Raw genomic sequence first — 18,188 nt, 5'->3', positions numbered from 1 at the left:
CGCGGGATGGAGCAGTCTGGTAGCTCGTCGGGCTCATAACCCGAAGGTCGTCGGTTCAAATCCGGCTCCCGCAACCAGATTCAAGAAAAAGGCCACTGTCTCGACAGTGGCCTTTTTTGTTGTTTCCGAGATACACCCTGGGAAAAACTTTCGACAATTCAATTATTTAGATTGACGCTGTCGCTCATCCCTGTAGAATCCGCCCCACAGACGCGGGATGGAGCAGTCTGGTAGCTCGTCGGGCTCATAACCCGAAGGTCGTCGGTTCAAATCCGGCTCCCGCAACCAAGATTCAACAAAAAGGCTACTGCCTCGGCAGCGGCCTTTTTTGTGTCCGTCGATAAAGTTATTTACGATAAATCGATCATCAAGGTTGACCTTCCGGCGCAGAGCTGTAGAATGCGCCCCTCTGACGCGGGATGGAGCAGTCTGGTAGCTCGTCGGGCTCATAACCCGAAGGTCGTCGGTTCAAATCCGGCTCCCGCAACCATATTCGTCAGAACAGACCCCGCCTGCTTTCAGCAGTGCGGGGTTTGTTGTTTCTGAGGCGCTGAAACCGTGGGCTTTCCCGCGGCGGCGATCATGAAACTTCTTTAAGCACGTCGCTCCCGAGACGCAAGCTACTATTGCTGGCACGAGTATTCCCACAGGAATTGCCACTTGCCCGCCTCTCCCCCCTACCTCATGCCTGGCGTGAGGTGCTGATGAACTCTCCCCGTACCGATGCACCCGCACCCGCTCCGGTCACCGCAGCCCTGCCTGCGGCTGCGACCAAGCTGCCCTGGCTGGAACGGCTGAGCAAATACCGCCAGCCCCTGGGCCTGGGGCTGACATTGCTGTTGTTCACCATTGCCTTGGTCGCCTGTCGGCACTTGCTGAGCGAGCTGGACATCTATGCCTTGCACGATGCCTTGCTCGGCATGCCCGCCAGTGCCATGGCCGGCGCCTTGCTGGCGACAGCCGTCGGCTTCGTCATCCTGCTGGGTTATGAATGGTCGGCCAGCCGCTACGCCTCGGTAACGCTGCCCCCCGCGACACTGGCGATGGGCGGCTTCAGCGCTTTTGCCATCGGCAACGCCATCGGCCTGTCCATGCTTTCAGGTGGCTCGGTGCGCTATCGCCTGTATAGCCGGCATGGACTCGGTGCGGGTGAAATCGCCCGCATGACGGTTTTCGCCAGCCTCTCACTGGGCTGCGCCCTGCCGCCACTGGCGGCGCTCGCGGCGCTGCTCGACCTGTCTGCAGCGGCCACGGCGCTGGGCCTGCCGTCGACGCTCCTGGGCGCGGTGGCGGTCGCCGTCCTGGCACTGACCGCCGCCCTGCTCTACAGCCTTTATCGACGACGCCTGCCCGAGCAGACACTGAGGCACAACCTGCTGGTCCAGCTCGGACGCAGGACCCTGCGGCTACCCTCGGCGCGCTTGGCTGCCCTGCAATTGCTGATCACCGCCCTGGACGTGGCGGCGGCAGCCACCGTGCTATATCTGCTGCTGCCCGAAGCGCCACCTTTCGCGGCGTTTGTACTGGTGTACCTTCTAGCCTTGGCGGCAGGCGTGCTCAGCCATGTGCCAGGTGGCGTGGGCGTGTTCGAGGCGATCTTGCTGGCAGCCTTCGCCAATCAGCTCGGCGCGGCGCCCTTGGCGGCAGCGCTGCTGATGTACCGCCTCATCTACGTGGTGTTGCCGCTGCTGCTGGCTTGCGCGCTGTTGCTGGCCAACGAGGCGCGTCGCCTGCTGTTTGCCCGGCAGGCGATCAAGGCTGCATCAGGGCTGGCGGCCCCTGTCCTGGCCGTGCTGGTGTTTCTCTCGGGCGTGGTGCTGCTGTTCTCCGGGGCCACCCCGGAAATCGACACGCGCCTTGAACACATGGGTTTCCTGGTGCCGCACCGGTTGATCGACGCCTCGCACTTCGGCGCCAGCCTCATCGGCGTACTTTGCCTGTTGCTGGCGCAAGGTCTGCGCCGGCGCCTGTCGGCGGCATGGCTGCTGACCACGGTGCTGCTGCTGCTGGGGGCGCTGTTGTCGCTGCTCAAAGGCTTCGACTGGGAAGAGGCGTGCATCCTGACCTCCACGGCCTGCCTGCTGGCCCTCTTCCGCCGCTCGTTCTACCGCCCCAGCCGCCTGCTCGAACTTCCCTTCTCGCCGGTGTATGTCGTTGCCAGCGCCTGCGTGGTCGGTGCCTCGATCTGGCTCTTGCTGTTCGCCTACCAGGATGTGCCTTACAGCCACCAACTCTGGTGGCAATTTACCCTGGATGCCGATGCGCCTCGTGGGCTGCGCTCGGCACTGGGAAGCGCGATCTTGCTGGTGGCGGTGGCCTTGACGTGGCTGTTGCGCACGGCGCGTCCGGTGATCCACCTGCCCAACGGTGATGAATTGCAGCGGGCGCGACAGATCCTGCTCGCGTCGGAGCAGCCCGACGGCGGCCTGGCCCTGACCGGCGACAAGGCGCTGCTGTTCCACCCCCAAGGCAATGCCTTCCTGATGTATGCGCGGCGCGGGCGCAGCCTGGTGGCGCTTTACGATCCGATCGGACCGGCCGAAGAGCGCGCGGAAATGATCTGGCAATTTCGCGACCTGTGCGATGTCCATCACGCCCGCCCCGTGTTCTACCAGGTTCGCGCCGAAAATCTGCCGTTCTACATGGACATAGGCCTGACCGCGATCAAGCTGGGCGAGGAAGCCCGGGTCGACCTGCGCCGCTTCGACCTCGAGGCCAAGGGCAAGGAGATGAAAGACCTGCGCTACACCTGGAACCGCGGCGGGCGGGACGGGCTGAGCCTTGAGATTCACGAGCCGGGACAGGCCCCGCTAGAGGAGCTAAAGGCCATCTCCGACGCCTGGCTCGGCGGCAAGAACGTGCGCGAGAAAGGCTTCTCGCTCGGCCGCTTCAGCCCTGAATACCTGGCGCACTTCCGCATTGCCCTGATCCGCTTCCAGGGCCGGCCCGTGGCCTTCGCCAACCTGCTGGAAACCCAGGGCCGCGAGCTGGCCAGCCTGGACCTGATGCGCGCTCACCCTCAGGCGCCGAAGCTGACCATGGAGTTCATGATGATCGGCCTCATACTGCACTACAAGGCCCATGAATACGGGCGCTTCAGCCTGGGCATGGTACCGCTCTCGGGCCTGCAACCACGCCGCGGCGCGCCGCTGACCCAGCGTCTGGGCTCGATGGTCTTCCAGCGCGGCGAGCAGCTCTACAACTTCCAGGGCCTGCGGCGCTTCAAGGACAAGTTCCAGCCGGACTGGGAACCTCGATACATGGCCGTGCCAGCCGGGCTAGACCCGCTGGTGGCACTGGCCGATACCGCCGCCCTGATTGCCGGCGGCCTGACTGGACTGGTAAAACGCTGATGATTCGACGCTATTGGTTGCATGTATTGGTTGCCCTGCTGCTTGCCCTGCTCGCGGCGACCCTCGGCTTCTGGCTGTGGACACGCCCAGCGCCGCAGGCTCACCTGGAGCACCTTGCCCTCGACGACGGCAGCAGCCTGACCCTCGTCACGCCTGGCACCCAGGCCAAGGCCCGGGTGGCGATTGCGGTTCCGCCCGGCCAGCACCTGAGCGACCGCCAGTTGCTCGACCTGAGCCAGGCCGGCCAGGCCCAGCTGGTCCAGGTAACCCTGCCGTCGGATGACTGCCTCAAGCAGCAGCAGGTGATGCAGCAGGCCATTGGGCACCTGTCCGCGGCACCGACCCTGGTGGCTGGCATCGGTCCCGGTGCCGCCCAGGCCTGGCGCTGGCTGGCCGGGCAATCAAGCGACCATGCGAGCGCCATCTCCGTGGGTTTTGCCCTGGAGCAACCCGGCTGCCCGAGCGCCCTGCCCAAGACCGCTCCGCACGGTCACTGGAGCGTGGCCTGGAACGACAACCCGGATGACGCCAGCGCCGCCTTCGTGCGCGAACAGGCCAACGCCGAGACCAGCATCAGCGACTACGACATCCATCTGCCACAGGTGCTCAAGGGCCAACTGACCCAGGCCCTGGTGGGACGCGACGGCAGCGCCCTGGACATCCCGGTGGTCGAAGTGCCCGCCGGTCAGACCACCGACACCGTCACCCTGTTCCTGTCGGGCGATGGCGGCTGGCGCGACCTGGACCGGGACGTCGCCGGCGAGATGGCCAAGCTGGGCTATCCGGTGGTTGGCATCGACACCCTGCGCTATTACTGGCAGCACAAGACGCCTGAACAAAGCGCCGCCGACCTATCGGAACTGATGCAGCATTATCGTCAGAAATGGGGAACCAAACGTTTCGTCCTTACCGGCTACTCGTTTGGCGCCGATGTATTGCCGGCCATCTACAACCGGCTGTCCGCCGACGACCAGCAACGCGTCGATGCTGTAATCCTGCTGGCCTTCGCCCGCAGCGGCAGTTTCGAGATCGAGGTCGAGGGCTGGCTGGGCAACGCTGGCAAGGAGGCGCCGACCGGCCCGGAAATGGCCAGGCTGCCAGCTTCCAAAGTGGTGTGCATCTATGGCGAGGAAGAAGACGATGAGAGCGGCTGCACCGAGCACACGGCAGTCGGCGAACGGGTCAGGCTGCCAGGTGGCCATCATTTCGACGAGGACTACCCTGCCCTGGCCAAGCGCCTGATCGGCGAGATCGAGCGGCGCCAGGGCAAGAGCAGCTCCTGAGCTCAGATCTCCACCTGGGTCCCCAGCTCGATCACCCGGTTCAGCGGCAGGTTGAAGAAACGCAGGTTGCCGTTGGCATTTTTCAGCAGGAAGGCAAACAGCGCCCCGCGCCAGCGGGCCATGCCTTCGAGCCGCGCGGCGATCACCGTTTCGCGGCTCAGGAAGTAGGTGGTGCGCATGGGGCTGAAATCCAACAATGGCTCGTGGCACAACTTCAACGCCGCGGGCACATCCGGCTCATCCATGAAGCCGAAATGCAGCAGCACGCGGAAAAAACCCTCGCCATAGGATTCGACTTCGAACTGCTCCTGGGGCGGCACACGGGGACGGTCCTCGTTGACCACGGTCAACAGCACCACCTGTGTGTGCAGCACCTGGTTGTGCAGCAAATTGTGCAACAGCGCGTGAGGCACGGCATCCGGACGGGCGGTAAGGAAGATCGCGGTACCCTCCACCCGGTGAGGCGGCTGCACACTGATGCTGCTGATGAACAGAGGCAGCGGCAGGCTGCCCTCGTCGATACGCTCCACCAGGATCTGTTTGCCGCGTTTCCAGGTGGTCATCAGCACGAACAGCACGATTCCCGCCAGTACCGGGAAGGCCCCGCCCTGCACGATCTTGGGCACGTTGGCGGCGAAAAACAGGCCATCGACCAACAGGCAGCCTACCAGTACCGGCACCGCCAGTACCGGCGGCCATTTCCATAGCAGCAGCATGACCGACGACACCAGGATCGTCGTCATCAACATGGTCCCGGTCACCGCCACCCCGTAGGCCGAAGCCAGCGCACCGGAAGACTCGAAGCCCAGCACCAGCAGTACCACCCCGACCATCAGCGCCCAGTTCACCGCGGGGATATAGATCTGGCCCTGCTCATGGCTGGAGGTATGCTGGATCTGCATGCGCGGGATATAGCCCAGCTGGATCGCCTGCCGCGTCAGCGAGAAGGCCCCCGAGATCACCGCCTGCGAGGCGATCACCGTGGCCAGGGTGGACAGGCCCACCAACGGCAGCAACGCCCAGCTCGGCGCCAGCAGGTAGAACGGGTTGCGTGCCGCCTCGGGGTTCTGCAGCAGCATCGCGCCCTGGCCGAAATAGTTGAGCACCAGCGCTGGCAGCACCAGGGCAAACCAGGCCCGGGCGATCGGCTTGCGCCCAAAATGGCCCATGTCGGCATACAGCGCCTCGGCGCCTGTCAGCGCCAGCACCACGGCACCGAGCACCGCCACGCCGATGCCAGGGTGAACGATGAAAAACCGCACCGCCCAGGCAGGGTTCAGCGCCCGGAGCACCTCGGGACTCTGCAGGACGCCATGCACGCCAAGGGCGGCCAGCACAAGGAACCAGGTGACCATCACCGGCCCGAACAGAATGCCAATGCGCGCGGTGCCATGCTTCTGGATGAGGAAAAGCGCCACCAGCACCACCACGGCGATGGGCACCACCCAGTGATCGATGCCGTCAAACGCCAGACCCATGCCTTCCACCGCCGAGAGCACCGAGATCGCCGGGGTGATCATGCTGTCGCCGTAGAACAGCGCGGCGCCGATCAACCCGCACGCGACCATCAGCATGCGCAACCTGGGGTATGGCGCCGAAGCCCGCCGCGCCAGGGCGGTCAGTGCCATTGTCCCGCCCTCGCCCTGGTTGTCGGCGCGCAGGATGAACACCATGTACTTGAACGACACCACCCAGACCAGCGACCAGAAGATAAGGGCAAGGATGCCCAGCACGCCGTCATGGGTGACCGGCACGCCATAGCCGCCAGAGAAGACTTCCTTGAGGGTATATAAAGGGCTGGTGCCGATGTCTCCATAGACCACCCCGACAGCTGCCACCAGCAGGCTCAACGGCTTCGCCGCCTTGTGCCCGGTATCGGCCTGACTGCTTGCCTGAACCATCGACCACTCCCACGAACGGCCCGGAATCGGGCCACACTTGCCTTTTGGTCCACACCGCCCCCTTGTGGGAGCGGCCTTGTGCCGGGACGCCGGACCGTGACGTCACAACGCCGCGAAGCATAGCGCAGCGTTCGTCGCTTTTCTGCTGGTCAAGTGACATTGCGCTCGCTAGAATTGCGCACTTTTTGATCAGAGGCGCGCACAGCGCCCATCAGGACTGCCCCGTCATCGACACCGGGCAGCCTTATTCAATACCGAGGTTAGTCATGTCCACCACCCCTACGCCCACCACGCCAAAGGTAGGATTCGTATCCCTGGGCTGCCCCAAGGCCCTGGTCGATTCCGAACGTATCCTCACCCAGCTGCGCATGGAAGGCTATGAAGTCGTGCCCACCTACGAGGACGCCGATGTCGTGGTGGTCAACACCTGCGGCTTCATCGACAGCGCCAAGGCCGAATCCCTCGAAGTGATCGGCGAAGCCATCAAGGAAAACGGCAAGGTCATCGTCACCGGCTGCATGGGCGTGGAAGAAGGCAGCATCCGTGATGTGCACCCCAGCGTGCTTTCGGTCACCGGTCCCCAGCAGTACGAGCAGGTGGTCAATGCGGTCCACGAGGTTGTCCCGCCACGCAAGGACCACAACCCGCTGATCGACCTGGTGCCGCCCCAGGGCGTCAAGCTGACCCCGCGCCACTATGCCTACCTGAAGATTTCCGAAGGCTGCAACCACAGCTGCAGCTTCTGCATCATCCCGTCGATGCGCGGCAAGCTGGTGAGCCGTCCGGTCGGTGAAGTGCTGAGCGAGGCCGAGCGCCTGGTCAAGGCAGGCGTCAAGGAAATCCTGGTGATCTCCCAGGACACCAGCGCCTACGGTGTCGACGTCAAGTACAAGACCGACTTCTGGAACGGCCGCCCGGTCAAGACCCGCATGCTCGAGCTGTGCGAGGCGCTGAGCAGCCTGGGCGCCTGGGTTCGCCTGCACTACGTGTACCCCTACCCGAACGTCGACGACGTGATCCCGCTGATGGCCGCCGGCAAGATCCTGCCGTACCTGGGCATCCCGTTCCAGCACGCCAGCCCGAAAGTGCTCAAGTCCATGAAACGCCCGGCCTTCGAGGACAAGACCCTGGCGCGCATCAAGAAGTGGCGCGAACAGTGCCCCGAACTGATCATCCGCTCGACCTTCATCGTCGGTTTCCCGGGCGAGACCGAAGAGGACTTCCTGTACCTGCTCGACTGGCTCACCGAAGCCCAGCTCGACCGCGTCGGTTGCTTCCAGTACTCGCCGGTCGAGGGCGCTCCGGCCAATGACCTGGGCCTCGCCGAGGTGCCGGACGACATCAAGCAGGACCGCTGGGACCGCTTCATGGCTCACCAGCAGGCCATCAGCGCCGCCCGCCTGCAACAGCGCATCGGCCGTGAGATCGAGGTACTCATCGACGAAGTCGAAGAGCAAGGCTCGGTCGGCCGCAGCTTCTTCGATGCCCCGGAAATCGACGGCAGCGTGTTCATCGATGGCGACCACGGCTTCAAGCCAGGCGACAAGGTGCGCTGCCGGGTTGTCGATGCCGATGAGTACGACCTGTGGGCCGAGCCTGTCTAAGGCGCTCCCAGGCAACAGGCCCCGCCCATTGGCGGGGCTTTTTTTTGCATCTATGGTTTCTTCTCATCCTGTTCCCGGAGGAAATGGCCCATGCCCTGCCCGCTGACCCTGCAGACGCCCCACCTGAGCGACTACCCTGAGCTGACCCGGGTATGGGAGGCCTCGGTGCGCGCGTCCCATGACTTTCTGCCCGACTACTACATCCAGGTGCTGCGCGACCACGTGCTGGGCCGATACCTGGACGCGGTCATGCTGGTCTGCTGCAAGGAAGGCTCGCGTATCTGCGGTTTCGCCGGGGTCGCCAACGGCCGGCTCGACATGCTGTTCGTGGCGCCGCAAGACCACGGCCGGGGCATCGGCAAGCGCCTGCTGCGCCACGCCGTCCAGGAACTCGACGCCCGGAGCCTGGACGTGAATGAGCAGAACGCCCATGCGCTTGCCTTCTACCAGCGCCAGGGCTTCGAGGTGACAGGCCGCGCGGAAACGGATGGCCTCGGGCAGCCTTATCCTTTGCTGCACATGCGGTTGATTCCCGCACAGCCCTCGGATCAGGAACAGGGAGCGGCCGGCACCGCCTGAAAAAAGCTCCACCGGACCGATAAACCGCGGAAAGCGTGCAGGTTCCCGGCCCCAAGGCGGTTCGTGCAGGTACAATGGGCGCCTTATCCCCTGCACTGCGACCGTACTCATGTCCGAACCTGTCCGCCTCTCCAAACGCCTCATCGAACAGCTCGGCTGCTCCCGCCGTGAGGCGGAGCTGTATATCGAGGGAGGCTGGGTCTCGGTTGACGGCGTCGTGGTCGAGCAGCCACAGTTCAAGGTCGAAGACCAGCGCGTCGAGCTGCTGCCCGGGGCCCGCGCCGAAGCGCTGGAGCCGGTGACGCTGCTGCTCAACCAACCGGCGGCCCTGGATGTCGAGACCGCCCGCGCGAGCATTGGCATGTCCACCTTCTCGGACATCCAGACGCCAGGCCAGCCGCAGGCCCCGCGCCCATTGCACGGCCACTTCCTGCGCCAGGAGTGCGTCGCGCCGTTGCAACACGGCGCCAGCGGCTTGCAGGTCTTTACCCAGGATTGGCGGGTAACCCGCAAGATCAGTTCCGACCTTGCCCGCCTGGAGCAGGAGTACATCGTCGAGGTGCGTGGCCAGGCCTCGCCCCAGGCACTTGAGCGCCTGGCCCGTGGCGTGGTGCGCAAAGGCCGTGAGCTGCCAAAGGCCAAGGCCAGCTGGCAGAACGAAACCCACCTGCGCCTGGCGCTGAAGAACCCCCAGCAAGGCCAGATCGCCGAGCTGTGCGCAAGCCTTGGCCTTGAAGTGATTGGCATGCGCCGCATCCGCCTGGGCGGCGTCAGCATGGGCAAGCTGCCGCTCGGCCAGTGGCGCTACGTGGCAAGCACCCAGAAGTTTTAGCAACAAGGCCGCGCCACGCAGGCGCGGCGCCTGAACAGGATTGTTTTATGAATCACAACGATGTACTGCGCAGCCTGCGCTACATGATCAACGTCAACGACGCCCAAATGGTCGGGATCATCGGCCTCTCGGGCCTGAAGGTCTCGCTTGAAGACGTGGCCACCTACCTCAGGAAGGAAGAGGAGCCGGGCTTCGTGCGCTGCCCTGACCGGGTCATGGCCCATTTCCTCGACGGGCTGGTGATCCACAAGCGGGGCCGGGACGAAAGCCGCCCGCCGCTGCCGGTTGAAGTGCCGGTGACCAACAACAGCATCCTCAAGAAGCTGCGCGTCGCCTTCGAGCTCAAGGAAGACGACCTGCACGCGGTGCTCAAGGCAGCCAACTTTCCGGTATCCAAGCCCGAGCTGAGCGCGCTGTTTCGCAAGGTCGGTCATGAAAACTACCGTCCTTGCGGCGACCAGTTGCTGCGCAACTTCCTCAAGGGCCTGACCCTGCGTGTCCGCGGCTGATCCCACAATGAACCACAGCGTGTCACCGGTCGGTATCGTCCGTTCCTGCTTCAAGGAAAAGTTTGCCATTCCCAGGCAGCCGCAACTGGCTCCGGCTGCCCGCGGGGTGCTCGAGCTGCTGCCGCCGTTCGACCAGGGTGATGCCGTGGCAGGCCTTGAGCAGGTCAGCCATGTGTGGCTGCTGTTCCTGTTTCACCAGGCACTGGAAGACAAACCACGCCTGAAAGTACGCCCACCGAGGCTCGGTGGGAACAAGTCGATGGGGGTGTTCGCCACGCGCGCCACACACCGTCCCAACGGCATCGGCCAGTCGGTGGTGCGCCTGGAGGGCGTGCAGCCCGGGCGTCTGCTGCTATCGGGGATCGACCTGCTTGATGGCACGCCGGTGCTGGACATCAAGCCATACGTGCCCTATGCCGACTGCATCGCCGACGCGCGCAACCAGATGGCCAGCGAAGCACCGCCGGGCATCGACGTGCAATGGAGCGATGCTGCCCTGCTCCAGGCGCGGGCTGAAGCACTGCGCCTGGGTGAGCCGCTGGTCGAGCTGATCGAGCAGTGCCTGGCGCAGGACCCGCGGCCAGCGTATCAGGTACCGGCACCAGAGCGGGTCTATGGCGTGAAATTCTGGGATGTGCAGGTGCGCTGGCACTATCCTCGGCCGGACAGAATCCAGGTGATCGAAGTGGTGCCTGACGCCTGAATCAATGGCTCAACAGGGACTTTCGGATAAAAAAAACGCAGACCAAGGTCTGCGTTTTTTGTGGAACCGCGCCGCTTACTTCTCGACGAAGGCGCGCTCGATCAGGTAGTCGCCCGGCTCACGCATGCGCGCGGAAATCTTCAGGCCGAAGCTGTCGAGCACTTCGCTGGTCTCGTCGAGCATGCTTGGGCTACCGCAGATCATCGCGCGGTCGTCCTGCGGGTTGATCGGTGGCAGGCCGATGTCGCTGAACAGCTTGCCGCTGCGCATCAGGTCGGTCAGGCGGCCCTGGTTCTCGAACGGCTCGCGGGTAACGGTCGGGTAGTAGATCAGCTTGTCACGCAGGGCTTCGCCGAAGAACTCGTTCTGCGGCAGGTGCTCGGTGATGAACTCGCGGTAGGCCACTTCGTTGACGTAGCGCACACCGTGGACCAGGATCACTTTTTCGAAGCGCTCGTAGGTTTCCGGATCCTGGATGACGCTCATGAAGGGCGCCAGGCCGGTGCCGGTGCTCAGCAGGTACAGGTGCTTGCCCGGGTTCAGGTCGTCAAGGACCAGCGTGCCGGTAGGCTTCTTGCTGATGATGACCTCGTCGCCTTCCTTCAGGTGCTGCAGTTGGGAAGTCAGCGGGCCGTCCGGCACCTTGATGCTGAAGAACTCCAGATGCTCTTCCCAGTTAGGGCTGGCGATCGAGTAGGCACGCATGAGCGGGCGGCCGTTAGGCTGTTGCAGGCCGATCATCACGAACTGACCGTTCTCGAAGCGCAGACCTGGATCGCGGGTGCACTTGAAGCTGAACAGGGTGTCATTCCAGTGATGAACACTGAGGACACGTTCGTGGTTCATGTTGCTCATGTACAGGCTCCTGAAGAAAAACGCTGCGCTGACCAAGAGCGCGATTGCGCGATAGTGTAGTGGCAGCGACAATATCTGTTAAATGAATTATCAAGATATGTGTTATCGGTTATATAGATATGCGATTTACTCTAAGACAACTTCAAGTATTCGTCGCCGTCGCCCAGCACCAGAGCGTGTCACGGGCTGCCGGCATGCTGGCGTTATCCCAGTCGGCAGCCAGCACCTCGATCACCGAGCTCGAGCGCCAGTCCAGCTGTCAGCTGTTCGACCGCGCCGGCAAGCGCTTGAGCCTCAATGCCTTGGGCCACCAGTTGCTGCCCCAGGCCGTTGCCCTGCTCGACCAGGCGAAGGAAATCGAAGACCTGCTCAATGGCAAGTCTGCGTTTGGATCGCTGGCGGTCGGTGCCACCCTGACCATCGGCAACTACCTGGCCACGCTGCTCATCGGCAGCTTCATGCAGAAGCACCCGGAGAGCCAGGTCAAACTGCATGTGCAGAACACCGCGCATATCGTGCAGCAGGTAGCGCACTACGAAATTGACCTGGGTCTGATCGAAGGTGATTGCAGCCATCCGGACCTGGATGTCCAGTCCTGGGTCGAGGATGAGCTGGTGGTGTTCTGCGCGCCGCAGCACCCTCTGGCCAGGATTGGCCGGGCAGACATCGAGGCGCTCTCGCGCGAGGCCTGGATCCTGCGCGAACAAGGATCTGGCACCCGGCTGACCTTTGACCAGGCGATGCGTCACCACCGCGCCAACCTCAACATCCGGCTGGAGCTCGAACATACCGAGGCGATCAAACGCGCCGTAGAGTCCGGCCTGGGGATCGGCTGCATCTCCCGCCTGGCCCTGCGCGATGCATTCCGGCGCGGCAGCCTGGTGCCAGTGGAAACGCCGGAGCTGGACCTGGCGCGCCAGTTCTACTTCATCTGGCACAAGCAGAAGTACCAGACCTCGGCCATGCGCGAGTTTCTCGACCTGTGCCGCAGCTTCACCGCAGGGGTGCGGCGCAGCGACGAGATCGTCCTGCCACCGATTGCCTGACGTTCAGAGCAGGATCACGCCCCATACCAGCGCGATCATGGCCAAGGCCACCAGCTGCGCGGCGCTGCCCATGTCCTTGGCGTTCTTGGACAGCGGATGACGGTCGAGGGAAATGCGGTCGATGGCGGCTTCGATCGCCGAGTTGAACAGCTCGACGATCAACCCGAGCATGCTCACGGCAATCAGCACGGCCCGCTCCGCACGGCTGACCGGCAGCCAGAAGGCCAGCGGCACCAGCAGGACATTGAGCAGCACCAGCTGACGAAACGCGGCTTCGCCCTTGAAGGCGGCGCGCAGGCCATCGAGGGAATACCCGGCGGCATTGAAGATACGTTTAAGGCCGGTCTGGCCCTTGAATGGCGACATGGAATTCACTTCACCCCGTCAAATTGCCGCAGGCTAGTGCACGCGGAGTCAAAAAAGCGTGAAGGCAAAATGCCTTAACCCTGGGATACCGATTCCAGTTGTTGCAACAGCAGCGCCGCCTGGGTGCGGGTACGCACATTGAGCTTGCGGAAGATCGCCGTCACATGGGCCTTGATGGTTGCCTCCGACACGCTCAGCTCATAGGCGATCTGCTTGTTCAGCAGGCCCTCGCAGACCATCGTCAGCACCCTGAACTGCTGCGGTGTCAGGCTGGCCAGCCCTTCGCTGGCAGCCTTGGCCTCAGGGGAGACATCGACCTTTTCAAAGGCCTGAGGCGGCCACCAGACCTCGCCGTCAAGCACCTTGCGTATCGCGTCCTGGATGACCGTCAGGTCGCTGGACTTGGGAATGAAGCCGCTGGCGCCGAACTCGCGGGACTTGACCACCACCGCCGCCTCCTCCTGCGCCGACACCATCACTACCGGCACCTGCGGGTATTGCCCGCGCAGCAGCACGAGGCCGGAGAACCCGTAAGCACCCGGCATGTTCAGGTCCAGCAGGACCAGGTCCCAATCGGCCTTTTCGGCCAGACGGGCCTCGAGCTCGGCAATGCTCGCGACCTCGACCAGACGCACATCAGGCCCGAGGCCGAGGGTAACGGCCTGGCGCAATGCGCTGCGAAAAAGCGGGTGGTCATCGGCTATCAGGATTTCGTGTGTGGCCATCGATCTGTTGATCCTGTTCTGTGCCAGGTGCGAAGGGGCAAGCGAAAGCGAAAGCCGGACGGCTCTGTTTCATGGCATGCGGCTGCTTTTGGGGCGCCAAGGATGCCGAGCGCAGGCGAGAGGGTCAAGCCAATTGCCTGGCTGGCAGCTTCGACAGTATGAACCAATCCATGGCCACTGCCCCTTGGACTATAGGAAGGTGTGCAAACGCTGATGGACACTGTCCTGTTCATCCAGCGGCCAGTGCCGCTTGGCGCTCAGGTAGTGGAGGCTGAACACGTCGAGGTACGCATCCAGGGCCTGCGCAGCCTGCTGGTCGCCCGCCAGCTCCAGGCACATGGCCGCCACCTCCGCGGTACAGAAGTGGTCATCGCGCTTGGACCGCCGCAAGCGGTAGCGAGACATCTGCTCCGGTTGCAGGCTAAGGACCGGGAAGCGCTCCAGGTACGGGCTCTTGCGGAACATCTTGCGTGCTTCGGTCCAGGTAGCATCGAGCAGGATGAACAACGGCCGTTTGCCCGGCTCGCGGTTCACCTCGGTCACGACCCGCTGCGGCGCGACAAACTCGCCAGGGAACACGATGTAGGGCTGCCACCGCGGATCGTCGAGCAGCAACAGCAAGCGCTCGTCGACCGCTGTGCGTTGCCAGCCGAAGGCTGCGGTGTCGGCGATCAGGTCCGCAATCAGCCACCCTGTATTCGTCGGTTTCAATGGCTCGGTGTCGTGCATGAGCAGGCACATGCCTGAGTCGGCCCCCACGGCCGGGCGCCAGGCGCACAGGCAGTGGCTGGGGATCACACGGCAGCGGGGGCAGCGCTCGGCCCGCGAACCGCGAGCGATAAAGGGTTTGATGCTACGCGCCAGGCGCTCGGCGCGCAGGCGTGAAACGGCATGACTCATGGCGTGCAGCCACGCTGGACAGAGATGATGGGCACTGCGGCGACTCGGGATGGAAAACAGGCACGCAGTCTACCAGAGGGCCAGCCATTTGCCGTGCGGGGGCATGCCACGGGACTTATAATCAAAGATCCGGTGTTTGAACCATGGAACACCGCCGACAGGCGCCGGTCAAAGCGCCAGTCAACGAACCAGGAGAGATCCATGCTGCGCCTTACCATCCCGACCCTGAGCCTGCTGCTCGCCCTGCCCATCGCTGCCCAGGCGGCGTCCAAGCAGGAATATGAGCTCACCCAAACATTGCAGAAGGTCGCCAAGGAAAGCAGCGTCGGCACCCCACGCGCTATCAACGAAGACATCCTCGACCAGGGTTACACGGTCGAAGGCAAGGCCTTGATCAACCACCTTAGCGTGCGCGAAAGCCATGCCGAGAAAATGCTCGCCAATCCGGAACAGGTCCGTAGCCAGCTGGGCGACAGCGTGTGCAGAAACAACGGTTTCCGCCAGTTGCTGTCCCGCGGCGCGGTACTGGTGTACCGCTTCACGATCTACAAGAGCAACCGCCCGGTCATGGACCAGCCGTTCGACGCGGCCAGCTGCGCTGCCGGTGGCAAAAAGCGGTAAACCGGGCCACCCGATCGCCTCCCGCGCGCCGCGGCCCTGCCGGCGCGCAATCCTGCCTCAACCATCGGGCACGAATAGCCGCCACGGTCTAGATTGATATCAACACCCCCGATTTCCAGCCCGCGAAGGGCGCGGCCGGGACCTGTTATCGACCCGGCCGGAGGTTTGCTGCAGAAGGAGACGTTGAATGCCCTATCAACCTAACGAGCTGCTCTTCAACCATTTCAGGGACAATGGAATCGACCTGAGCAAGATCGACGAACAACTGCATCTGGTCGCACCCGACAGCCCCAACCTTCCTCTTTACCGGGACATGATGCTGACCGTTCTGCGCATGGCCCATGACGACCGCAATCGCTGGAATGCGAAGATCACCCTCCAGGCCCTGCGCGAACTCGACCACGCCTTTCGTTCGCTGGAGCGCTACAAAGGCCGGCGCAAAGTCACAGTGTTCGGCTCGGCCCGCACGCCCCTGGAGCACCCCATGTATGCCCTGGCCCGCGAGCTGGGCGCCACCCTGGCGCGCTCTGACCTGATGGTCATCACTGGCGCTGGCGGCGGCATCATGGCCGCAGCCCATGAAGGCGCGGGGGCGGAGCACAGCCTGGGCTTCAACATCACGTTGCCCTTCGAGCAGCACGCCAATGCGACAGTGGACGGCACCGACAAGCTGCTGCCCTTCCACTTCTTCTTCATTCGCAAGCTGTTTTTCGTCAAGGAAGCCGACGCGCTCGTGCTCTGCCCGGGTGGCTTCGGCACGCTGGACGAAGCGCTGGAGGTGCTGACACTGATCCAGACCGGCAAGAGTCCACTGGTACCGGTGGTCCTGCTGGATTCGCCCGGCGGCAGTTTCTGGCAGGACTGCCTGAACTTCATCACCCGCCAGCTCGAAGAAAACCGGTACATCCTGCCCAGCGACATGAAGCTGCTGCGTCTGGTACACAGCGCCGAGGAGGCCGTGGAGGAAATCAACCAGTTCTACAGCAACTATCACTCCAGCCGCTGGCTGAAAAACCAGTTCGTCATGCGCATGCATCATCCACTCAGCGACGCGGCGCTGCATGACCTGCAGGATGGCTTCGCCGACCTTCGCCTGAGCGGCAAGTATCACCAGCATGCCGACACCGGTGCCGAGCATGATGAGGGCAACTTCCGTCACCTGACGCGCCTGACCTTTGCCTTCAATGGCCGTGATCAAGGGCGCCTGCGCGAGCTGGTGGACTTCATCAACCTGCCGGAGAACTGGGCCAAGCCCCAGCCCATGCATACCACCCAGCGCGCCCGGGAAGCGCTCAGGGTTACGTGACGCTAATCGTCCAGGTCTCGGCCGCTCAACAGGCGGCCGATCATATCCAGCCCGAAGCCACGGTAAGCGAGAAAACGCGTTTGTTGCGCCCGGCTGCGCGGATCGTGCGGACGCTGCCCGTCATACTTGCGTTGCCAGACGTCCTGAAGCCGGGCTGACCAGTTTACTCCGCTGTCACGCAGGGCCTGATCGATATCACCACGGTTGAGACCACGCTGGCTCAGCTCTTCGCGGATCCGCGCAGGGCCATAGCCGGAACTGGAACGGTAGGAGATGAAGCTTTCAAGGTAGCGGGCCTCGCTTAGAAGTCCCTCCTCGGCAAGGCGATCGAGCGCAGGGTCGATCAACTCGTCGGTAGCGCCGCGCTGACGCAGTTTACGCGTCAGCTCGACACGACCATGCTCGCGCCGGGCGAGCAGGTCCATGGCTGTCCGCCGAACGGCGACGGGGGTGTCGAGTACAACGGACATGGATCAATTAAAAACCGGCGTCGGCGTCAGCCAGGTCGTCGGCCTTGGTACCCGCGGCGGCCTTGCCTGCTGCCGCGGCGGCGGCAACAGCACCGGCGTTGAGCAGCTTGTCGCGGATCAGCTTCTCGATTTCGGCACCGATAGCTGGGTTTTCATGCAGGAACTTCGCCGAGTTTGCCTTGCCCTGGCCGATCTTGTTGCCTTGGTAGCTGTACCAGGCACCCGATTTCTCGACGAAGCCGTGGGTCACGCCCAGGTCGATGATCTCGCCATTGCGGTAGATGCCCTTACCGTACAGGATCTGGAACTCGGCCTGACGGAACGGTGGCGATACCTTGTTCTTGACCACCTTCACGCGGGTTTCGCTACCCACCACCTCGTCGCCTTCCTTGACCGCGCCGGTACGGCGGATGTCCAGACGCACGGAGGCGTAGAACTTGAGCGCGTTACCACCGGTGGTGGTTTCCGGGCTGCCGAACATGACGCCGATCTTCATGCGGATCTGGTTGATGAAAATGACCAGGCAGTTGGCGTTCTTGATGTTACCGGTGATCTTGCGAAGCGCCTGAGACATCAGGCGGGCTTGCAGACCCACGTGCATGTCGCCCATCTCGCCTTCGATCTCGGCCTTTGGCACCAGCGCCGCCACGGAGTCGACGATGATCACGTCAACCGCGTTGGAACGCACCAGCATGTCGGTGATTTCCAGGGCCTGCTCGCCCGTGTCTGGCTGCGAGACCAGCAGGTCGTCGACATTGACGCCAAGCTTGCCTGCGTATTCAGGGTCGAGGGCGTGCTCGGCGTCGACGAACGCGCAGGTTGCACCGTTGCGCTGAGCTTCGGCGATGACCGAGAGGGTCAGGGTCGTTTTACCAGACGACTCAGGGCCATAGATTTCGACGATGCGGCCTTTTGGCAGGCCGCCAATGCCCAGGGCGATGTCCAGACCCAGCGAGCCGGTGGAAATGGCAGGAATTGCCTGGCGCTCATGGTCGCCCATGCGCATGACCGCGCCCTTGCCGAACTGGCGTTCGATCTGACCCAGGGCCGCAGCCAAGGCGCGCTTCTTGTTGTCGTCCATTGAAGTCCTCACGTAATTGACTGGGGCCTTGCGGCCTGAATAACTGTATAAGTA

The 18,188-nt window shown here is 63.4% G+C and carries 17 protein-coding genes and 3 tRNA genes; 13 read left to right on the top strand and 7 right to left on the bottom strand.

Annotated features, from left to right (window positions below; translation table 11 throughout):
* The 5 genes from VJS90_RS13740 (at position 1) to VJS90_RS13720 (ending at position 4,636) form a co-directional block, all read left to right on the top strand.
* Positions 1 to 77 (top strand) — tRNA-Met (locus VJS90_RS13740).
* 134 nt (positions 78 to 211) lie between these two features.
* A tRNA-Met gene (locus VJS90_RS13735) sits at positions 212 to 288 on the top strand.
* A gap of 125 nt (positions 289 to 413) precedes the next feature.
* Positions 414 to 490 (top strand) — tRNA-Met (locus tag VJS90_RS13730).
* 214 nt (positions 491 to 704) lie between these two features.
* Entirely contained in the window at positions 705 to 3,353 is a 2,649-nt protein-coding gene (gene mprF, locus VJS90_RS13725; protein ID WP_324122194.1) for a bifunctional lysylphosphatidylglycerol flippase/synthetase MprF, read from the top strand.
* Entirely contained in the window at positions 3,353 to 4,636 is a 1,284-nt protein-coding gene (locus VJS90_RS13720; RefSeq protein ID WP_324122193.1) for a virulence factor family protein, read from the top strand. The genes mprF and VJS90_RS13720 overlap by 1 nt, the downstream gene beginning before the upstream one ends.
* 2 nt (positions 4,637 to 4,638) lie before the next feature.
* On the opposite strand, the gene VJS90_RS13715 is transcribed toward VJS90_RS13720, so the two are convergent.
* Positions 4,639 to 6,537 carry a potassium transporter Kup gene (locus VJS90_RS13715; RefSeq protein WP_324122192.1) on the bottom strand — a complete coding sequence of 633 codons (1,899 nt, stop codon included), beginning with the start codon at positions 6,535 to 6,537 and terminating at the stop codon, positions 4,639 to 4,641.
* A gap of 266 nt (positions 6,538 to 6,803) precedes the next feature.
* Between VJS90_RS13715 and rimO the strand changes: the two genes are divergently transcribed.
* From rimO to tsaA, 5 genes are all read left to right on the top strand, one after another.
* Positions 6,804 to 8,141 carry a 30S ribosomal protein S12 methylthiotransferase RimO gene (gene rimO / locus VJS90_RS13710; protein ID WP_324122191.1) on the top strand — a complete coding sequence of 446 codons (1,338 nt, stop codon included), beginning with the start codon at positions 6,804 to 6,806 and terminating at the stop codon, positions 8,139 to 8,141.
* 90 nt (positions 8,142 to 8,231) lie between these two features.
* The gene (locus tag VJS90_RS13705; protein ID WP_324122190.1) at positions 8,232 to 8,720 is read left to right on the top strand and encodes a GNAT family N-acetyltransferase; all 489 of its coding nucleotides are present in this window, start codon (positions 8,232 to 8,234) and stop codon (positions 8,718 to 8,720) included.
* A gap of 109 nt (positions 8,721 to 8,829) precedes the next feature.
* The gene (locus tag VJS90_RS13700; RefSeq protein WP_324122189.1) at positions 8,830 to 9,552 is read left to right on the top strand and encodes an rRNA pseudouridine synthase; all 723 of its coding nucleotides are present in this window, start codon (positions 8,830 to 8,832) and stop codon (positions 9,550 to 9,552) included.
* A 47-nt stretch (positions 9,553 to 9,599) separates the two neighbouring features.
* Complete coding sequence (locus tag VJS90_RS13695; protein WP_324122188.1) at positions 9,600 to 10,061, top strand: DUF1456 family protein; 462 nt, start codon at positions 9,600 to 9,602, stop codon at positions 10,059 to 10,061.
* A gap of 7 nt (positions 10,062 to 10,068) precedes the next feature.
* Entirely contained in the window at positions 10,069 to 10,764 is a 696-nt protein-coding gene (tsaA, locus tag VJS90_RS13690) for a tRNA (N6-threonylcarbamoyladenosine(37)-N6)-methyltransferase TrmO (RefSeq protein ID WP_324122187.1), read from the top strand.
* Positions 10,765 to 10,839: 75 nt separating this feature from the next.
* Here the strand turns inward: tsaA and fpr are convergent, their stop codons facing one another.
* On the bottom strand, positions 10,840 to 11,619 hold the full coding sequence (fpr, locus tag VJS90_RS13685) for a ferredoxin-NADP reductase (RefSeq protein WP_324122186.1): 780 nt from the start codon (positions 11,617 to 11,619) through the stop codon (positions 10,840 to 10,842).
* A gap of 119 nt (positions 11,620 to 11,738) precedes the next feature.
* On the opposite strand from fpr, the gene VJS90_RS13680 reads away from it, so the two are divergent.
* Positions 11,739 to 12,665, top strand: a complete 927-nt coding sequence (locus VJS90_RS13680; RefSeq protein WP_324122185.1) for a LysR family transcriptional regulator — start codon at positions 11,739 to 11,741, stop codon at positions 12,663 to 12,665.
* A 3-nt stretch (positions 12,666 to 12,668) separates the two neighbouring features.
* Here the strand turns inward: VJS90_RS13680 and VJS90_RS13675 are convergent, their stop codons facing one another.
* The 3 genes from VJS90_RS13675 to VJS90_RS13665 all read right to left on the bottom strand — a co-directional run bounded on the left by VJS90_RS13675 (position 12,669) and on the right by VJS90_RS13665 (position 14,656).
* Positions 12,669 to 13,031 carry a diacylglycerol kinase gene (locus VJS90_RS13675; protein ID WP_324122184.1) on the bottom strand — a complete coding sequence of 121 codons (363 nt, stop codon included), beginning with the start codon at positions 13,029 to 13,031 and terminating at the stop codon, positions 12,669 to 12,671.
* A gap of 74 nt (positions 13,032 to 13,105) precedes the next feature.
* Positions 13,106 to 13,756, bottom strand: a complete 651-nt coding sequence (erdR, locus tag VJS90_RS13670; RefSeq protein ID WP_324122183.1) for a response regulator transcription factor ErdR — start codon at positions 13,754 to 13,756, stop codon at positions 13,106 to 13,108.
* Between the two features lie 189 nt (positions 13,757 to 13,945).
* On the bottom strand, positions 13,946 to 14,656 hold the full coding sequence (locus tag VJS90_RS13665) for a tRNA-uridine aminocarboxypropyltransferase (protein ID WP_324122182.1): 711 nt from the start codon (positions 14,654 to 14,656) through the stop codon (positions 13,946 to 13,948).
* Positions 14,657 to 14,857: 201 nt separating this feature from the next.
* Between VJS90_RS13665 and VJS90_RS13660 the strand changes: the two genes are divergently transcribed.
* Together VJS90_RS13660 and VJS90_RS13655 are read left to right on the top strand one after the other, a co-directional pair.
* A complete protein-coding gene (locus tag VJS90_RS13660; RefSeq protein WP_324122181.1) occupies positions 14,858 to 15,277 on the top strand; it encodes a quorum-sensing-regulated virulence factor family protein in 420 nt (139 codons plus the stop codon).
* A 187-nt stretch (positions 15,278 to 15,464) separates the two neighbouring features.
* Positions 15,465 to 16,583: an LOG family protein gene (locus VJS90_RS13655; RefSeq protein WP_324122180.1), complete on the top strand. Its 1,119-nt coding sequence runs from the start codon at positions 15,465 to 15,467 to the stop codon at positions 16,581 to 16,583.
* Between the two features lie 2 nt (positions 16,584 to 16,585).
* On the opposite strand, the gene recX is transcribed toward VJS90_RS13655, so the two are convergent.
* Together recX and recA are read right to left on the bottom strand one after the other, a co-directional pair.
* Positions 16,586 to 17,053 carry a recombination regulator RecX gene (recX, locus tag VJS90_RS13650; protein WP_324122179.1) on the bottom strand — a complete coding sequence of 156 codons (468 nt, stop codon included), beginning with the start codon at positions 17,051 to 17,053 and terminating at the stop codon, positions 16,586 to 16,588.
* Between the two features lie 7 nt (positions 17,054 to 17,060).
* On the bottom strand, positions 17,061 to 18,134 hold the full coding sequence (recA, locus tag VJS90_RS13645) for a recombinase RecA (RefSeq protein WP_324122178.1): 1,074 nt from the start codon (positions 18,132 to 18,134) through the stop codon (positions 17,061 to 17,063).
* Positions 18,135 to 18,188 lie beyond the last annotated feature (54 nt).

Origin of the sequence: Pseudomonas sp. (assembly GCF_035277045.1) — a bacterium.
Classification (GTDB): domain Bacteria; phylum Pseudomonadota; class Gammaproteobacteria; order Pseudomonadales; family Pseudomonadaceae; genus Aquipseudomonas.
Note: the sequence above shows the minus strand (reverse complement) of the source record. Positions and strands in the feature narration are given on the sequence as shown.

Excerpts from the sequence above, each read along its gene's own strand:
- recX (WP_324122179.1), bottom strand. The coding sequence starts at position 17,053 with ATGTCCGTTGTACTCGACACCCCCGTCGCCGTTCGGCGGACAGCCATG.
- fpr (WP_324122186.1), bottom strand. The coding sequence starts at position 11,619 with ATGAGCAACATGAACCACGAACGTGTCCTCAGTGTTCATCACTGGAAT.
- rimO (WP_324122191.1), top strand. The coding sequence starts at position 6,804 with ATGTCCACCACCCCTACGCCCACCACGCCAAAGGTAGGATTCGTATCC.
- VJS90_RS13675 (WP_324122184.1), bottom strand. The coding sequence starts at position 13,031 with ATGTCGCCATTCAAGGGCCAGACCGGCCTTAAACGTATCTTCAATGCC.
- VJS90_RS13695 (WP_324122188.1), top strand. The coding sequence starts at position 9,600 with ATGAATCACAACGATGTACTGCGCAGCCTGCGCTACATGATCAACGTC.
- VJS90_RS13700 (WP_324122189.1), top strand. The coding sequence starts at position 8,830 with ATGTCCGAACCTGTCCGCCTCTCCAAACGCCTCATCGAACAGCTCGGC.
- VJS90_RS13715 (WP_324122192.1), bottom strand. The coding sequence starts at position 6,537 with ATGGTTCAGGCAAGCAGTCAGGCCGATACCGGGCACAAGGCGGCGAAG.
- tsaA (WP_324122187.1), top strand. The coding sequence starts at position 10,069 with ATGAACCACAGCGTGTCACCGGTCGGTATCGTCCGTTCCTGCTTCAAG.
- VJS90_RS13655 (WP_324122180.1), top strand. The coding sequence starts at position 15,465 with ATGCCCTATCAACCTAACGAGCTGCTCTTCAACCATTTCAGGGACAAT.
- VJS90_RS13665 (WP_324122182.1), bottom strand. The coding sequence starts at position 14,656 with ATGAGTCATGCCGTTTCACGCCTGCGCGCCGAGCGCCTGGCGCGTAGC.
- erdR (WP_324122183.1), bottom strand. The coding sequence starts at position 13,756 with ATGGCCACACACGAAATCCTGATAGCCGATGACCACCCGCTTTTTCGC.
- VJS90_RS13720 (WP_324122193.1), top strand. The coding sequence starts at position 3,353 with ATGATTCGACGCTATTGGTTGCATGTATTGGTTGCCCTGCTGCTTGCC.
- recA (WP_324122178.1), bottom strand. The coding sequence starts at position 18,134 with ATGGACGACAACAAGAAGCGCGCCTTGGCTGCGGCCCTGGGTCAGATC.
- VJS90_RS13705 (WP_324122190.1), top strand. The coding sequence starts at position 8,232 with ATGCCCTGCCCGCTGACCCTGCAGACGCCCCACCTGAGCGACTACCCT.
- mprF (WP_324122194.1), top strand. The coding sequence starts at position 705 with ATGAACTCTCCCCGTACCGATGCACCCGCACCCGCTCCGGTCACCGCA.
- VJS90_RS13660 (WP_324122181.1), top strand. The coding sequence starts at position 14,858 with ATGCTGCGCCTTACCATCCCGACCCTGAGCCTGCTGCTCGCCCTGCCC.
- VJS90_RS13680 (WP_324122185.1), top strand. The coding sequence starts at position 11,739 with ATGCGATTTACTCTAAGACAACTTCAAGTATTCGTCGCCGTCGCCCAG.